Origin of the sequence: Pseudomonas shirazica, from assembly GCF_015168335.1 — a bacterium.
GTDB classification, from domain to species: domain Bacteria; phylum Pseudomonadota; class Gammaproteobacteria; order Pseudomonadales; family Pseudomonadaceae; genus Aquipseudomonas; species Aquipseudomonas asiatica.
Genome location: NZ_CP063456.1, coordinates 3,345,458 through 3,360,000, shown reverse-complemented (window position 1 = coordinate 3,360,000; position 14,543 = coordinate 3,345,458). Strand labels below are relative to the sequence as shown.

Sequence of the window (14,543 nt, the reverse complement as noted above, 5' to 3'; positions counted from 1 at the left end):
GAAAAGTTAGCGGATGACCTGTGGATCGGAGTGAAAGGCTAATCAAGCTCGGAGATAGCTGGTTCTCCTCGAAAGCTATTTAGGTAGCGCCTCATGTATCACTCCAGGGGGTAGAGCACTGTTTCGGCTAGGGGGTCATCCCGACTTACCAAACCGATGCAAACTCCGAATACCTGGAAGTGCCGAGCATGGGAGACACACGGCGGGTGCTAACGTCCGTCGTGAAAAGGGAAACAACCCAGACCGTCAGCTAAGGTCCCAAAGTCATGGTTAAGTGGGAAACGATGTGGGAAGGCTTAGACAGCTAGGAGGTTGGCTTAGAAGCAGCCACCCTTTAAAGAAAGCGTAATAGCTCACTAGTCGAGTCGGCCTGCGCGGAAGATGTAACGGGGCTCAAACCATGCACCGAAGCTACGGGTGTCATCTTTGATGACGCGGTAGAGGAGCGTTCTGTAAGCCTGTGAAGGTGAGTTGAGAAGCTTGCTGGAGGTATCAGAAGTGCGAATGCTGACATGAGTAACGACAATGCGAGTGAAAAACTCGCACGCCGAAAGACCAAGGTTTCCTGCGCAACGTTAATCGACGCAGGGTTAGTCGGTCCCTAAGGCGAGGCTGAAAAGCGTAGTCGATGGAAAACAGGTTAATATTCCTGTACTTCCAGTTATTGCGATGGAGGGACGGAGAAGGTTAGGCCAGCCTGGCGTTGGTTGTCCAGGTTTAAGGTGGTAGGCTGAAATCTTAGGCAAATCCGGGATTTCAAGGCCGAGAGCTGATGACGAGTTGCCTCTAGGCGACGAAGTGGTTGATACCATGCTTCCAAGAAAAGCTCCTAAGCTTCAGATAACTGGGAACCGTACCCCAAACCGACACAGGTGGTTAGGTAGAGAATACCAAGGCGCTTGAGAGAACTCGGGTGAAGGAACTAGGCAAAATGGCACCGTAACTTCGGGAGAAGGTGCGCCGGCGAGGGTGAAGGACTTGCTCCGTAAGCCCATGCCGGTCGAAGATACCAGGCCGCTGCGACTGTTTATTAAAAACACAGCACTCTGCAAACACGAAAGTGGACGTATAGGGTGTGACGCCTGCCCGGTGCCGGAAGGTTAATTGATGGGGTTAGCGCAAGCGAAGCTCTTGATCGAAGCCCCGGTAAACGGCGGCCGTAACTATAACGGTCCTAAGGTAGCGAAATTCCTTGTCGGGTAAGTTCCGACCTGCACGAATGGCGTAACGATGGCGGCGCTGTCTCCACCCGAGACTCAGTGAAATTGAAATCGCTGTGAAGATGCAGTGTATCCGCGGCTAGACGGAAAGACCCCGTGAACCTTTACTATAGCTTTGCACTGGACTTTGAATTTGCTTGTGTAGGATAGGTGGGAGGCTTTGAAGTGGGGACGCCAGTTCTCATGGAGCCATCCTTGAAATACCACCCTGGCAACTTTGAGGTTCTAACTCAGGTCCGTTATCCGGATCGAGGACAGTGTATGGTGGGTAGTTTGACTGGGGCGGTCTCCTCCCAAAGAGTAACGGAGGAGTACGAAGGTGCGCTCAGACCGGTCGGAAATCGGTCGTAGAGTATAAAGGCAAAAGCGCGCTTGACTGCGAGACAAACACGTCGAGCAGGTACGAAAGTAGGTCTTAGTGATCCGGTGGTTCTGTATGGAAGGGCCATCGCTCAACGGATAAAAGGTACTCCGGGGATAACAGGCTGATACCGCCCAAGAGTTCATATCGACGGCGGTGTTTGGCACCTCGATGTCGGCTCATCACATCCTGGGGCTGAAGCCGGTCCCAAGGGTATGGCTGTTCGCCATTTAAAGTGGTACGCGAGCTGGGTTTAGAACGTCGTGAGACAGTTCGGTCCCTATCTGCCGTGGACGTTTGAGATTTGAGAGGGGCTGCTCCTAGTACGAGAGGACCGGAGTGGACGAACCTCTGGTGTTCCGGTTGTCACGCCAGTGGCATTGCCGGGTAGCTATGTTCGGAAGAGATAACCGCTGAAAGCATCTAAGCGGGAAACTTGCCTCAAGATGAGATCTCACTGGGATCTTGAATCCCCTAAAGGGCCGTCGAAGACTACGACGTTGATAGGTTGGGTGTGTAAGCGCTGTGAGGCGTTGAGCTAACCAATACTAATTGCCCGTGAGGCTTGACCATATAACACCCAAGCAATTTGCTAACGCAGATTGCGGTGGTGAAGACGAAGCAACCGAAAGTTCGCAACATCACAAATATCGCATATTCGAATTCGCTGGGCTGTCCATCTGGACATTCTGGCAACAGAATTTCTTGACGACCATAGAGCATTGGAACCACCTGATCCCATCCCGAACTCAGCAGTGAAACGATGCATCGCCGATGGTAGTGTGGGGTTTCCCCATGTGAGAGTAGGTCATCGTCAAGATTCATTTCGCAAAACCCCTATCTGCGCATGCAGGTAGGGGTTTTGTCTTTCTGGCCAATAAGCCCCAGACCTGTGCAACGCTCCCACAGAGGCCCGCGTAGCTCCGAAAGCAATCATGAAATGTGCGTCATTTATGCCTGACGAATCACAGGTCAATGCTACGCTCGCGGAAATACTCAGCACGGATACCCATCATGGAAATGAACTGGCACCAGGCCTTGCAAGAGAGCCTGAGCTGGCTGGCAATCGCCTCGTTCATCACCCTTGTCTGCTTCACAGCAGCCGCCACACTGGCCGTACGTTGTACGCGCTGGGGCAGCCAGTTCTGGCAGCTTGCCGGGCCCTATTTCAGTTTCAGGCGCAGTTGGCGGCCGTTACTGGTGTTCGCCCTGCTGCTGGTATTGACGCTATTCTCGGTGCGCCTGAACGTGCTGTTCTCGTTCTGGTACAACGGCTTCTACAGCGCCTTGCAAGGCCTTGACCAAGCCGCCTTCTGGTACCTGCTCGGCGTCTTCGCGGTATTGGCCACCATCCATGTGCTGCGTTCGCTGTTCACCTTCTATGTAAGCCAGGCGTTCAGCATCCAGTGGCGGGTCTGGCTGACCGAGCGCCTGACCCACGACTGGATGCACGGCGATGCCTACTACCGTGGCCAGTTCCTTGCCGAGCCGGTGGACAACCCTGACCAGCGTATCGAACTGGACGTCAACGCCTTTGTCAGCAACTCGGTGACCCTCGCCCTGGGCGCGGTCAGCGCGCTGGTTTCGCTGGTGGCGTTCACCGGTATCCTCTGGGGGCTGTCGGCGCCGCTGGCCGTCGCGGGTGTGGAGATTCCCCGGGCGATGGTGTTTGCCGTGTACCTGTACGTCATCGTCGCCACCTGGATCGCCTTCCGCCTCGGGCGGCCGCTGATCCGCCTGAACTTCCTCAACGAAAAGCTCACCGCCAACTTCCGTTACGCGCTGATGCGTCTGCGCGAGAACGCCGAGAACATCGCTTTCTACCAGGGTGCGCAGGTCGAGCGGGGCACCTTGCTGGGCCGCTTTGGTGCCTTGATCGTGAATGCCTGGGCGCTGGTGTTCCGGAACCTGAAATTCAGTGGTTTCAACCTGGGCGTGAGCCAGGTAGCAGTGGTGTTCCCGTTCATTCTGCAGGCACCGCGCTTCTTCAGCGGGGCGATCAAGCTGGGCGACGTCATGCAGACCTCCCAGGCCTTTGGCCAGGTGCAGGATTCGCTGTCGTTCTTCCGCGAGTCGTATGATGCGTTTGCCCAGTACCGGGCTACTCTCGATCGTCTGACCGGCTTCCTCGATGCCAACGAGCAGGCAAGCGCTTTGCCGCGCGTCATCACCGAGGAGCAGGAGCATGCCTTGGCGATCAGCCGCCTGCAGGTGCTGCGCCCGGACGGGCATGCCCTTATCGCCGACCTGGACCTTGACCTGCACGCCGGCCAGGCGCTGTTGATCAAGGGGCCGTCGGGCAGCGGCAAAACCACGCTGCTGCGTGCGCTGGCAGGCCTCTGGCCGTATGCCGAGGGTGAGGTCAGGCGCCCGCTGGGCCACCAGGCGTTGTTCCTGTCGCAGCGGCCGTACCTGCCGCTGGGCGATCTGCGCGCCGTCATTGCCTACCCGGCGGCCAGCAGGCCTGAGGATGAAACGCGGATGCAGCAGGCCTTGCGCCAGGTCAACCTGGCCCACCTGGCCGAGCGACTGGACGTCAGCTGTGACTGGTCACACATTCTCTCGGTCGGTGAGCAGCAGCGCCTGGCATTTGCCCGGGTGCTGTTCAACCGGCCGCAGGTGGTGTTTCTCGACGAGTCCACTTCGGCCATGGACGAAGGGCTCGAGCATGCCCTGTATTCACTGTTGCGCACGGAAATGCCGGGAGCGTTGCTGGTCAGTGTCGGGCACCGCAGCACACTGGCAGGTTTCCATACCCATCGGCTGGAGGTGGATGGGCATGGCGGCTGGTCGCTGCTGGAACAGCAGCCAGCGCTGGCCTAGTGCGGCTTGCCGGTGATCGGGCCTGACCTGAGCAATGCGACCCCGACCAGGGTGCTGCCGGCACACGCTGCGCCAAGCAGGAATGTCGCCTTGAAGCCGACCCCGTCCCACAGCAGCCCGGCCACCACGCTGGCCACCAACAGCGCCACGCCGGTCAGCAGGTTGAACAGCCCGAAGGCTGTACCGCGCAGCTCCGCGGGGGCGCTGTCGGCGATCATGGCGGCAAAGATGCCTTGGCTGAAGCCCAGGTGCAGGCCCCAGGCAGCCACCCCCATGGCCAGCCCGGTCCAGCCCGGCAGCAGGGCCAGCAGCAGGTCTGCGGCGACCAGCAGCCCCAGCCCGATCATCAGCACGCCGCGGCGGCCTACGCGGTCCGACAGCATTCCCGCTGGGTAGGCCGACAGCGAGTACACCATGGCCATGAGCACCAGCACTGCCGGCGCCCACAGCGGCGCCAGGCCCATGTCCTGCGCGCGCAGCAGTAGAAACGCCTCGCTGAAGCGGGCGAGGGTGAACAGTGTGGCCAGGCCGATCAGCCGCCAGTAGGACGGGCCCAGGCGTGCCAATTCGAGCAGGGCCAGCGGTGAGCGCACCGGCCGGGTGGTGGCCGGCGTTTCAGGTTCGCGCACGAAGGCGATGAGGATGTACACCGCCACGAACGCCGGAAGCACCGCCACCCAGAATACCGTCTGGAAATGGCTCGCCGTCAGCCACATCAGCACGATCGCCAGCAACGGCCCAAGGAAGGCGCCCACGGTATCCAGCGCCTGGCGCAGGCCGAAGGCTGCACCACGCAGTTCGGCGGGCGTGACATCGGCCACCAGTGCATCGCGCGGCGCCCCACGAATGCCTTTGCCGACCCGGTCGACGAAGCGTGCTGCGGTCAACCACTCCAGCCCGGAGGCCATGGGGAACACCGGCTTGGTCAACGCTCCCAGGCCATAGCCCAGCACCGTAAGCAGCTTGCGCTTGCCCAGCCGGTCGCTGAGGGCGCCGGAAAACACCTTGGTGATCGAGGCGGTCGCCTCGGCAATACCTTCGATTAAGCCCACCGCCAATACCGAGGTGCCAAGCACGGTGACCATGTACAGCGGCAGCAGGGCGTGAATCATTTCCGAGGAAATGTCCATGAACATCGATACGAAGCCCAGCGCCCAGACACTGCGAGGGATCTTCGACAGGGACCTGGTGGCGTTCATGGCGTGGCTTTCTTCGTGGCTGCGCATCAGGAGGCTCGGCAGAGGGGGCTACGTTCGAAACTGTAGGAGCCGTCACGCAAGATGCAAATCGGACAGGTATATGCAAGCAACAGCGCGAATAGTCGGGCTGCGCGGGCAACGCTGTCGTGCCAGCAAAGTTCCGTTACAAACATGTAAACTTCGTAAATAAGATTTAAACACAATTGCGAATCTCTATATTTACCATCCCTGTTGGCCACCAAACTGTGTTTGCGAGGCCGGTGGGCGAGGGCTCCCGGTCTCCGACAGGGATGTGCCGTTTCGCTCATGAATCGCAGGAGATGTACCCATGCAGTGCAAGACTTCACCCAACAGCCTGGCCCTGGCGTTTGTCGCGCTGGCGTCACCGGCCATGGTGGCCACCGTGGCCCAGGCCGAAGAACAGCGTACGGGTGAGGTGCTGGAGATGCCGGTCGCCGACAACGCGCTGGTGATCCAGGACACCCTGGTCACCGCCGAGCGCGAGGCACGCCAGGCCTTGGGTACGTCGATCATCACCGCCGAAGACATCAAGCGCCACCCGCCGGCCAATGACCTGTCCGACATCATCCGCCGCGAGCCCGGGGTCAACCTGACCGGCAACAGCGCCAGCGGCGCGCGTGGCAACAACCGGCAGATCGACCTGCGCGGCATGGGCCCGGAAAACACCCTGATCCTCATCGACGGCAAGCCATCCAGCGCACGCAATGCCGTGCGCTATGGCTGGAACGGCGACCGTGATACCCGCGGTGAAACCAACTGGGTTCCGGCAGAAGCAGTCGAGCGCATCGAGATCCTGCGTGGCCCGGCGGCCGCACGTTATGGTTCCGGCGCCATGGGCGGGGTGGTCAATATCATCACCAAACGGCCCACCGACGAACTCAAGGGCAGCGTCAGCCTGTACACCCAGCTGCCGGAAGACAGCGCCGAGGGCACCAGCCGCCGGGCCAACTTCAACCTGGGCGGCGGCCTGACCGACAACCTCGGCTTCCGCCTGTACGGCGGCCTGGCCAAGACCGATGCCGACGACCTGGACATCAACGCCGGGCATGCAACCAGTGCGCTGGTGGCGGGCCGCGAAGGCGTGCGCAACAAGGACATCAATGGCCTGCTGAGCTGGAAGCTGAACGACGAGCACCGCCTCGAGGCCAGTGCCGGCTATAGCCGCCAGGGCAATATCTTTGCCGGTGACACCATGAACAGCAACGGCGGTGGTGATGTCGAGTTCGTGTCCAGCCTGTATGGCCATGAAACCAATGTGATGCAGCGCAGTACCTACGACCTGACCCACCTGGGCGATTTCATCTGGGGTACCAGCAAGACCGTGCTGGCCTACGAGTACGTGCGCAACTGGCGTCTAAACGAGGGCCTGGCAGGCCGTACCGAAGGTGCTCCCAATGCTGAAGGCGCCGCCATGTCGCGCCTGCGCAACACGCGCCTGAGCAGCGAAGTGAACCTGCCATTCGCCATGGGCAGCACCGAGCATGTGCTGACCCTGGGCGGCGAGTACCTGTACGAAACGCTCAATGATCAGGGCTCGCTGCGCCCACAAAGCTCGGACCCCACGGGTAATGACGGGCTCGTCGGTTTCGACCGCAGCAGTTCGAAGACGACTGCCCGCAGCTATGCGCTGTTCGTCGAGGACAACATCATTGTCGGCGATACCACCATTACCCCGGGCCTGCGTTTCGACCACCACGAAACCTTCGGCGACAACTTCAGCCCCAGCCTGAACCTGTCGCACAAGCTGACCGAAGCACTGTCGGTCAAAGGCGGTATCGCGCGCGCCTACAAGACCCCGAACCTGTACCAGTCCAACCCCAACTACCTGCTGTACAGCCGCGGCAATGGTTGCAGCGTGCAGCAGACCAACAACGGTGGCTGCTACCTGCAGGGCAACGCCGACCTCAAGCCCGAGATCAGCGTCAACAAGGAAATCGGCCTGATGTACGACCGTGGTACCTGGCGCACCAGTGCCACGTACTTTCGCAACGACTACAAGAACAAGATCGTCGGTGATACCGATGTGTTGTACACCATCGGCACCGGCAGCCGCGTGACCCAGTGGGACAACGCCGGCAAGGCGCGGGTGGAAGGTATCGAAGGCAACCTGTTCATCGAGCTGACCCCGGCCCTGGACTGGAACACCAACCTGACCTGGATGCTCGACAACGACAACCGCGAGACCGGCGAGCCGCTGTCGGTGATCCCGGAATACACCGTCAACACCACCCTCGACTGGCGCGCCACCGAGAAGCTGTCGTTCCAGGTGGCGGGTACCTACTTCGGCAAGCAGAAGTCGCCGACCTTCAACGAACGCACCCAGCAAGGCTACGACAAGACCGCGCAACAGGACGTGGAAGCCTACGGCCTGGTGGACGTGAGCGCTGGTTACAAGTTCAACGCCAACTACGACGTGCGGGTGGGGGTGAACAACGTGTTCGACAAGCAGATCCTGCGTGGCGGCAACGCCAGTACTTCGGGCGCCAATACCTATAACCAGCCGGGCAGGGCGGTGTTCGCTGCGCTGAACATCAACTTCTGATCCAAGGGGCCGCTGCGCGGCCCATTCGCCGGCAAGCCAGCTCCCACAGGTACAGCGTTGCTCTCGAGCTTGTCGCTGTACCTGTGGGAGCGGCCTTGTGTCGCGAAAGGGCCGCAACGCGGCCCCAGGATTGATGCGCAACAGTTGAAATTGCTGGGGCTGCTTTGCAGCCCTTTCGCGACACAAGGCCGCTCCCACAGGGATCGCGCCAACGTTTGGAATTTGAGCAAGACAGTTGCTCCCACAGGTACCACACAGTATTCGAACCCTGTGCAATCCCTGTGGGAGCTGGCTTGCCGGCGAATGGGCTGCAAAGCAGCCCCGGATGCCACCGATCAACGCCAAGGAGCCCCCGATGATCAAAGCCCCCGCCTGGCTGCAGATCCTCTCCCGCAGCTGTGCCGCACTGCTCGGCGGCTATGCCCTCAGCTACGCCGCCAGCGCCTGCCTGGCCCGCATCCTGCCGCTGGCTGCCGCCGATGCGGTCATCGTCGCGACCCTGCCGGCCTTCATCTTCTACACCGCCGCCATCCTCTGGGCCTTCGCCTGCAGCAATGCCCTGCGTGCCTGGGCCCCGCTGGCTTTGGCCGTACCGCTTGCCCTGATCGGCTTCTGGCCGCAGGCACTGGAGTGGCTGGCATGAAGAACACCTTCACCCAATCGATGGCCTGGCTGCACACCTGGGCCGGGCTGATTTTCGGCTGGCTGCTGTTCGCCATCTTCGTCACCGGCACCCTGGCGGTATTCGACAAGGAACTCGACCACTGGATGCAACCGGAAATCCCGGCCACCGAGGTACCCCAGGCCGACGCCGCGCGGCGCGCCATTGCCTACCTGCAGGCCCACGAGCCGCAGGCTGGGAACTGGGGCATCAGCCTGCCGAGCGAGCGCTCGCCCGGGTTGCGCGTGTCCACCGGCGAGCGTCGCCATGGCCCCACCGTACAGCTCGACCCGCGTACTGGCGAGGCCATCGAGGTGCGTGACAGTGTTGGTGGCAACTTCTTTTTCCGCTTCCATTTCACCCTCGACCTGCCACGCAACTGGGGCATCTTCGTGGTCGGCGCGCTGGCGCTGGTGATGCTCGCGGCGCTGGTCACCGGCATCGTCATCCACAAGAAGATCTTCAAGGAGTTCTTCACCTTCCGGCCGAACAAGGGCCAGCGCTCGTGGCTGGATTTTCACAACGCCAGCGCGGTGCTGTTGCTGCCGTTCCACCTGATGATCACCTACACCGGCCTGGTGATCTTCATGCTCATCTACATCCCGGCCGGGGTCGATGCGCTGTTCGCCGGCGACAACCGTGCCTACTTCCAGGCCCAGGGCAATGCCCGCCTGGAGCAGTCCCGCGGCCTGGCCAGGCAACCGGCCGCGCTGGTCGATATCGCGCCATTGCTGGCCCAGGCCGAGGCGCGTCTGGGGCCGATTGGTGGCCTGAATATCCGCAACCCCAACACGGCGGCGGCGCGTATCGAAATACGCCCCGGGCTGGGCAACCGCATTGCCTTGGCCAAGGGCCAGGCCATGGTCTTCGATGGTGTCAGCGGGCAGTTGCTCGGCGACGTCGCCGAATGGCGCGCGGCGCCATTGACCCAGCGGGTCATGGCCGGCCTGCATTTCGCCCAGTTTGGCGGCTACCCGATGCGCTGGCTGTATTTTGTCTGCGGGCTGGTCAGTTGCCTGATGATCGCCAGCGGGCTGGTGCTGTTCTGCGTGAAGCGTGGGCGCAAGTACGCCAGCGCCGAGGCTTCGGTGCGGCGTTGGTACCGGGTGGCGGAGGTGTGCAACGTGGGCTTCGTCAGTGGCCTGTTGTTGGCGTGCGTGGGGTTGCTGTGGGCCAGCCGTGTGCTGCCGGTGGAACTGGCGCAGCGGGAGAGCTGGGAGGTTCGTGCGTTCTTTGGTGTATGGCTGCTGGCGCTGTTGCATGCCGGTATCAGGCCAGTACGCCGGGCCTGGGTCGAGCAACTGCTGCTGACCGCGTTGCTGTGCATTGGCCTGGGTGCGTTGGGTGGCTTGGGCGACGCCATGCGCCTGGGGGTGGTGGCCTGTGCCCTGGTGTTGGGTGTATTGCTCGGGCTGCTGGCCTGGCGCGTATGGCAGGCGCAGTGGGTGCCGCAGAAGGCCAGGGCAGGGCGGCGGATGGAGGCCGGGGCATGATGATGTGGATCATGGGCAGCGTGTTGTTCGCCTTCGCTGGCATGCTGGGGCTGTGCCAGGGGCTGGAGCGGCATTACAAGCAGGTATGGAACCGCAACTGCCCGCCGGTGCTGCGTGTCGGCTTGCGCGCGGCCGGCTGGCTGGCGTTGCTGGCCAGTCTGGTGCTGTGTGCCCAGGCCTGGGGCTGGGCCATGGGGCCGGTGGCCTGGTTTGCCGTGATGTCGCTGGCGGGGATGGTGCTGGTATTGCTGCTGCCATACTGGCCGCGGCTGGCGGTGGGGTTGGTGGCAGCGGTGCCGGTTTGGGGACTGATGCTGCTGATGATCTGACCAGGCCCCCATCGTCGGCGCAGCCGGTGCCAGGTTGTTGCGGTAAAAAGTGCCAAGGCATGTTAAACCTTGCGCCCCGACCCGCTGCGAGAGAAACCCGGTGAAAGCCGTCCGCCTGACCCTGATCTGCCACGCCCTTACCCAGGCCCAGAAGACCGGGCGCCTGCACCGTGCCGACGACGGCATCCTGCCGTTGGGCCAGCAGCCTTTCGCCGACCTTTCCGGTGTGCCGGTGCTGACTGCACCAGAGCGGCGAGCCTGCGAGACGGCGGCGTGGTTTTCGGGGCCGGTGCAGGTCGAGCCGGCCTTGGCCGATTGCGACCTGGGGCGTTGGCAAGGGCTGACGCTGAAGCAATTGCAGGCCGAGCAACCGCAGGCGATGGCCGAATGGCTGCAGGCCCCGGCCAGTGATGTGCACGGCGGCGAGTCGTTCGCCGTGCTTTGCCAGCGCATCGCCGCCTGGTTGGCGGCCTTCGACAGGCCGGGTGAATGGGTGGCGGTTACCCACCCGATGGTCATGCGCGCCGCGCTGGTGCACGTACTTGGCTGCCCGAAGAGCGCCAGTCAGCGGGTCGACGTGTTGCCGCTGTCGCGCCTGGAGCTGAGCTTTACCGGGCAGTGGCGCCTGCGCCTGGGCTGAAGGTCAGAACGCCAGCTTGTAGCCGATCAGCAGCAGCATCGCCGCCAGGCACGGACGCAGCACGCGGTCGGAAATCCGCCCGGTGAGGTGGCTGCCCAGGTAGATGCCTGGCAGCGAGCCCAGCAGCAGGTAGCCCAGCAGCGACCAGTCCATGTTGCCCATGCCGGCATGGCCCAGGCCCGCCACCAGGGTAAGTGGCACGGCGTGGGCGATTTCGGTACCGACCAGGCGGCGGGTGACCAGGAACGGGTACAGCAGGAACAGCGCCACGGTACCCAGTGCGCCAGCACCGATGGAAGTGAGGGTGACCATCACCCCCAGCACCACGCCGGTGAGCACGGTAAGGAAGTTCAGGCTGCGGTCGCTGAGGTGGTAGTGGTCACCGGCATGGCGGCTGGCGAAGGCCTGCAGGCGCGATTTGAACAGGATGGCCAGCGCGGTCAGGATCAGCACCACCGCCAGGCCTTGCTTGATGACGGCGTTGAGCGCCGAGGTGTCGGTGTGCAGGGTGCTGAGGAACCACAGGGTCAGCGCCGCAGCGGGCACGCTGCCCAGGCTGAGCAGGCCGGTGATCTTCCAGTCGACGTTCTTGTTGCGCGCATGCACCCAGACGCCACTGGCCTTGGTGATGGCGGCGTAGAGCAGGTCGGTGCCGACGGCTGTTGCCGGGCTGATGCCAAACCACAACAGGATCGGGGTCATCAGCGAACCGCCACCGACGCCGGTCATTCCGACGATGAAACCCACGACCAGGCCCGCAATGGTGAAACCGAAAGAACCTACATCCATACGCTACTCGACTGCCCAACTTTGCCCGTTATCGGATGCAGCCCAGCATATAGATTTTTTTATAGCCAAATAGACTTGTTCGTTATTAGGTTATAACCGGGTGCTTGCCTGCCAGGGCCCTATCGCCGGCAGGCAGCACCGAGTCAGCGATCGGTCATCACCACCATCACATGCGCATCTGCGCCATCGTCACTTTCCGACAGGTAGATATGCCCCACCTGGCTGTCGAAATACGCCGTCTCCTGCGGCCCGATGCTCACCGCTTCGCCGGTTTCGAACTCGATACGAACGCGCCCGCTCAGCACCAACGCGAACTCTTGCCCGGGGTGGCGGATAAAATCGTCGAACTGGCCGCGTTCACGGGCAATGATGCGGGCATAAGCGGGTGTCATGCGCCGTTCGGGGAAGTCGCCGGCGATCGGGTGGTAGTCATAGGTGCCGGTCGAGTAGCCCGCCGCCGCCGGCAGTGAATCGACCACCACGGTCACCGGTGCCGGTGCCGTGACCGTGCCGCTGGCGCGCAACAGCTGGGCAATGTCGACATTCAGCGCCCGGGCGGCGGCGGCCAGTTTTTCGTAGCTGACCGAGACCTGCGCCAGCTCCATCTTCGACAAGGTGGACAGCGGTACGCCACTGGCTTCGGACAATTGCTTGAGGGTCATCTGGCGCGCCTTGCGCACCTGGCGCAGGCGCTGGCCGACTACGGCACGGTCCAGCAGGGGTAGGGCAGCGGGCATTCGGGGTCTCGGCATGCGGCGTTGGTCGGGCATCTTACCTTGGACCCTTGCGTATTCGTAAATTCTCATATATTAGAATTCTCATAAATGATAATTAGCCTGGCAGGAGCGTGCATGACCCCGATCTACGACACCCTGATCATCGGCGCCGGCATTGCCGGTGCATCCCTGGGCTATCGCCTGGCCGGCCAGCAGAAGGTGCTGCTGCTCGAGCGCGAGGCACAGCCTGGCTACCATTCCACCGGGCGTTCGGCAGCCATGTTCATGGAGGCCTACGGCACTCCGCAGATCCAGGCGTTGACCCGCGCCAGCCGGGCCTTTTACGAAGCACCACCGCAGGGTTTCTGCGAGCACCCGCTGCTGGAACCGCGTGGCTGCCTGTACGTCGCCAGCCTGGAACAGCGCACGCTGCTCGAGCAGACCCATGCGCAGAACCTGGCCAACGGCACCGAGGTCAGCCTGCTCGACCGCGCCGCCGCCCTGGCCCTGGTGCCGAGCCTGCGTGGCGAGAACCTGGCCGGCGCGGTGCTCGAGGCGGGGGCCATGGACCTGGACGTACATGCCCTGCACCAAGGCTTCTTGCGTGGCTATCGCGCCGCTGGCGGCGAACTGCGCTGCAACGCCGAGCTTGTCCAGGCCTGGTACCTGGATGACCTGTGGCAGGTGCAGCTGGGCGATGGCAGCCGCGTGCAGGCGCGCCAGCTGGTCAATGCCGCTGGCGCCTGGGCCGACCGTGTGGCCGAGCAGTGCGGCGTGGCGCGTATCGGCCTGCAACCCTGCCGGCGCAGTGCCTTCACTTTCCCCGGCCCGGCAGACCAGGACTTCGCCCGCTGGCCGGCGGTAATCGGCGTGGACGAAAGCTTCTACTTCAAGCCCGACGCCGGCCAGCTGCTGGGTTCGCCGGCCAATGCCGACCCGGTCGAACCCCAGGACGCCGCGCCCGAGGAGTTCGACGTGGCTTTGGGCATCTACAACATCGAAGCCATGACCACCCTGTCGATCCGCCGGCCGAGCCACACCTGGGCCGGGCTGCGCTCGTTCGTCGCCGACGGCGACCTGGTGATCGGTTTCGATGTGCACGCGCCAGCGTTCTTCTGGCTGGCGGCACAAGGTGGCTATGGCATCCAGTCGGCTGCGGGCGCCTCGCGCCTGGCTGCCGACCTGCTGCTGGGCCAGCCCCTGTGTCCTGGCCTTGTCAGCCAGGGGGTGGCGCCCGAGCGCCTGTCCCCGGCCCGTTTCCAGCAATCCTGAAAGGAGCATCCCATGAGCAATGATATCCAGCGTTTCCCCAGCAGCCTGCCGTTCCCGTTCTCCCGTGCGGTGAAAGCCGGCGGCTTCCTGTTCCTCTCCGGCCAGGTGCCGATGAGTGCCGGCGGCGAAGTGGTGCGCGGTGACATCCAGACCCAGACCCGCGCCGCCTGCGAGCGCATTGGCGAAAGCCTGGCGGCCTGCGGCGCGCGTTTCGACCAGGTGGTCAAGGCCACGGTGTGGCTGTCGGACATGAGCCACTTCGCCGGCTTCAACGAGGTGTACAAGGAGTTCTTCGGCGCAGCGCTGCCCGTGCGCTCGACCGTGGCCTCGGCATTGGCGCTGGGGGTGGATGTGGAGATCGAAGTGCAGGCGTTTGTCGGAGATTTTTGACCGAACAAATCGCCCATGTGGGAGCGGCCTTGTGTCGCGAAAGGGGCGCGGAGCGGCCCCAGGATTTCTGCATTGCTGCACAGATCG

General features: G+C 62.7%; 11 protein-coding genes and 2 rRNA genes (1 of these 13 cut by a window edge). 10 read left to right on the top strand and 3 right to left on the bottom strand.

The features are described 5' to 3' along the window. The 3 genes from IMX18_RS15530 to IMX18_RS15520 all read left to right on the top strand — a co-directional run. A 23S ribosomal RNA gene (locus IMX18_RS15530) occupies window positions 1–2,154 on the top strand (it extends 738 nt beyond the left edge of the window). A gap of 131 nt (window positions 2,155–2,285) precedes the next feature. Next, window positions 2,286–2,401, top strand: a 5S ribosomal RNA gene (gene rrf, locus IMX18_RS15525). A 194-nt stretch (window positions 2,402–2,595) separates the two neighbouring features. Next, window positions 2,596–4,404: an ABC transporter ATP-binding protein/permease gene (locus tag IMX18_RS15520; protein ID WP_217190567.1), complete on the top strand. Its 1,809-nt coding sequence runs from the start codon at window positions 2,596–2,598 to the stop codon at window positions 4,402–4,404. Here the strand turns inward: IMX18_RS15520 and IMX18_RS15515 are convergent. Continuing rightward, complete coding sequence (locus IMX18_RS15515; protein WP_217190569.1) at window positions 4,401–5,630, bottom strand: MFS transporter; 1,230 nt, start codon at window positions 5,628–5,630, stop codon at window positions 4,401–4,403. The two genes, IMX18_RS15520 and IMX18_RS15515, sit on opposite strands and share 4 nt — an antisense overlap. Before the next feature lie 301 nt (window positions 5,631–5,931). Here IMX18_RS15515 and IMX18_RS15510 point away from each other — a divergent pair, with 301 nt between their 5' ends. From IMX18_RS15510 to IMX18_RS15490, 5 genes are all read left to right on the top strand, one after another. Further along, window positions 5,932–8,166, top strand: a complete 2,235-nt coding sequence (locus tag IMX18_RS15510) for a TonB-dependent siderophore receptor (protein WP_217190571.1) — start codon at window positions 5,932–5,934, stop codon at window positions 8,164–8,166. 355 nt (window positions 8,167–8,521) lie between these two features. Further along, a complete protein-coding gene (locus tag IMX18_RS15505) occupies window positions 8,522–8,809 on the top strand; it encodes an iron transporter (RefSeq protein ID WP_191471844.1) in 288 nt (95 codons plus the stop codon). Next, window positions 8,806–10,320 carry a PepSY-associated TM helix domain-containing protein gene (locus tag IMX18_RS15500; protein ID WP_191471843.1) on the top strand — a complete coding sequence of 505 codons (1,515 nt, stop codon included), beginning with the start codon at window positions 8,806–8,808 and terminating at the stop codon, window positions 10,318–10,320. The genes IMX18_RS15505 and IMX18_RS15500 overlap by 4 nt, the downstream gene beginning before the upstream one ends. After that, window positions 10,317–10,649 (top strand): DUF3325 domain-containing protein, encoded by a 333-nt coding sequence (locus IMX18_RS15495; RefSeq protein WP_191471842.1) that lies wholly within the window; start codon window positions 10,317–10,319, stop codon window positions 10,647–10,649. The genes IMX18_RS15500 and IMX18_RS15495 overlap by 4 nt, the downstream gene beginning before the upstream one ends. A gap of 100 nt (window positions 10,650–10,749) precedes the next feature. Further along, the gene (locus IMX18_RS15490) at window positions 10,750–11,289 is read left to right on the top strand and encodes a histidine phosphatase family protein (RefSeq protein WP_191471841.1); all 540 of its coding nucleotides are present in this window, start codon (window positions 10,750–10,752) and stop codon (window positions 11,287–11,289) included. A 3-nt stretch (window positions 11,290–11,292) separates the two neighbouring features. On the opposite strand, the gene IMX18_RS15485 is transcribed toward IMX18_RS15490, so the two are convergent. Together IMX18_RS15485 and IMX18_RS15480 are read right to left on the bottom strand one after the other, a co-directional pair. After that, the gene (locus IMX18_RS15485) at window positions 11,293–12,078 is read right to left on the bottom strand and encodes a sulfite exporter TauE/SafE family protein (protein WP_191471840.1); all 786 of its coding nucleotides are present in this window, start codon (window positions 12,076–12,078) and stop codon (window positions 11,293–11,295) included. Between the two features lie 143 nt (window positions 12,079–12,221). Then, window positions 12,222–12,815, bottom strand: a complete 594-nt coding sequence (locus IMX18_RS15480) for a helix-turn-helix domain-containing protein (protein WP_075044520.1) — start codon at window positions 12,813–12,815, stop codon at window positions 12,222–12,224. A gap of 114 nt (window positions 12,816–12,929) precedes the next feature. Here IMX18_RS15480 and IMX18_RS15475 point away from each other — a divergent pair, with 114 nt between their 5' ends. Beyond that, the gene (locus tag IMX18_RS15475; protein ID WP_191471839.1) at window positions 12,930–14,066 is read left to right on the top strand and encodes an NAD(P)/FAD-dependent oxidoreductase; all 1,137 of its coding nucleotides are present in this window, start codon (window positions 12,930–12,932) and stop codon (window positions 14,064–14,066) included. 12 nt (window positions 14,067–14,078) lie between these two features. Further along, window positions 14,079–14,456 carry a RidA family protein gene (locus IMX18_RS15470; RefSeq protein WP_085663135.1) on the top strand — a complete coding sequence of 126 codons (378 nt, stop codon included), beginning with the start codon at window positions 14,079–14,081 and terminating at the stop codon, window positions 14,454–14,456. Window positions 14,457–14,543 lie beyond the last annotated feature (87 nt).

Excerpts from the sequence above, each read along its gene's own strand:
- IMX18_RS15520 (WP_217190567.1), top strand. The coding sequence starts at position 2,596 with ATGGAAATGAACTGGCACCAGGCCTTGCAAGAGAGCCTGAGCTGGCTG.
- IMX18_RS15515 (WP_217190569.1), bottom strand. The coding sequence starts at position 5,630 with ATGCGCAGCCACGAAGAAAGCCACGCCATGAACGCCACCAGGTCCCTG.
- IMX18_RS15510 (WP_217190571.1), top strand. The coding sequence starts at position 5,932 with ATGCAGTGCAAGACTTCACCCAACAGCCTGGCCCTGGCGTTTGTCGCG.
- IMX18_RS15505 (WP_191471844.1), top strand. The coding sequence starts at position 8,522 with ATGATCAAAGCCCCCGCCTGGCTGCAGATCCTCTCCCGCAGCTGTGCC.
- IMX18_RS15500 (WP_191471843.1), top strand. The coding sequence starts at position 8,806 with ATGAAGAACACCTTCACCCAATCGATGGCCTGGCTGCACACCTGGGCC.
- IMX18_RS15495 (WP_191471842.1), top strand. The coding sequence starts at position 10,317 with ATGATGATGTGGATCATGGGCAGCGTGTTGTTCGCCTTCGCTGGCATG.
- IMX18_RS15485 (WP_191471840.1), bottom strand. The coding sequence starts at position 12,078 with ATGGATGTAGGTTCTTTCGGTTTCACCATTGCGGGCCTGGTCGTGGGT.
- IMX18_RS15480 (WP_075044520.1), bottom strand. The coding sequence starts at position 12,815 with ATGCCCGCTGCCCTACCCCTGCTGGACCGTGCCGTAGTCGGCCAGCGC.
- IMX18_RS15475 (WP_191471839.1), top strand. The coding sequence starts at position 12,930 with ATGACCCCGATCTACGACACCCTGATCATCGGCGCCGGCATTGCCGGT.
- IMX18_RS15470 (WP_085663135.1), top strand. The coding sequence starts at position 14,079 with ATGAGCAATGATATCCAGCGTTTCCCCAGCAGCCTGCCGTTCCCGTTC.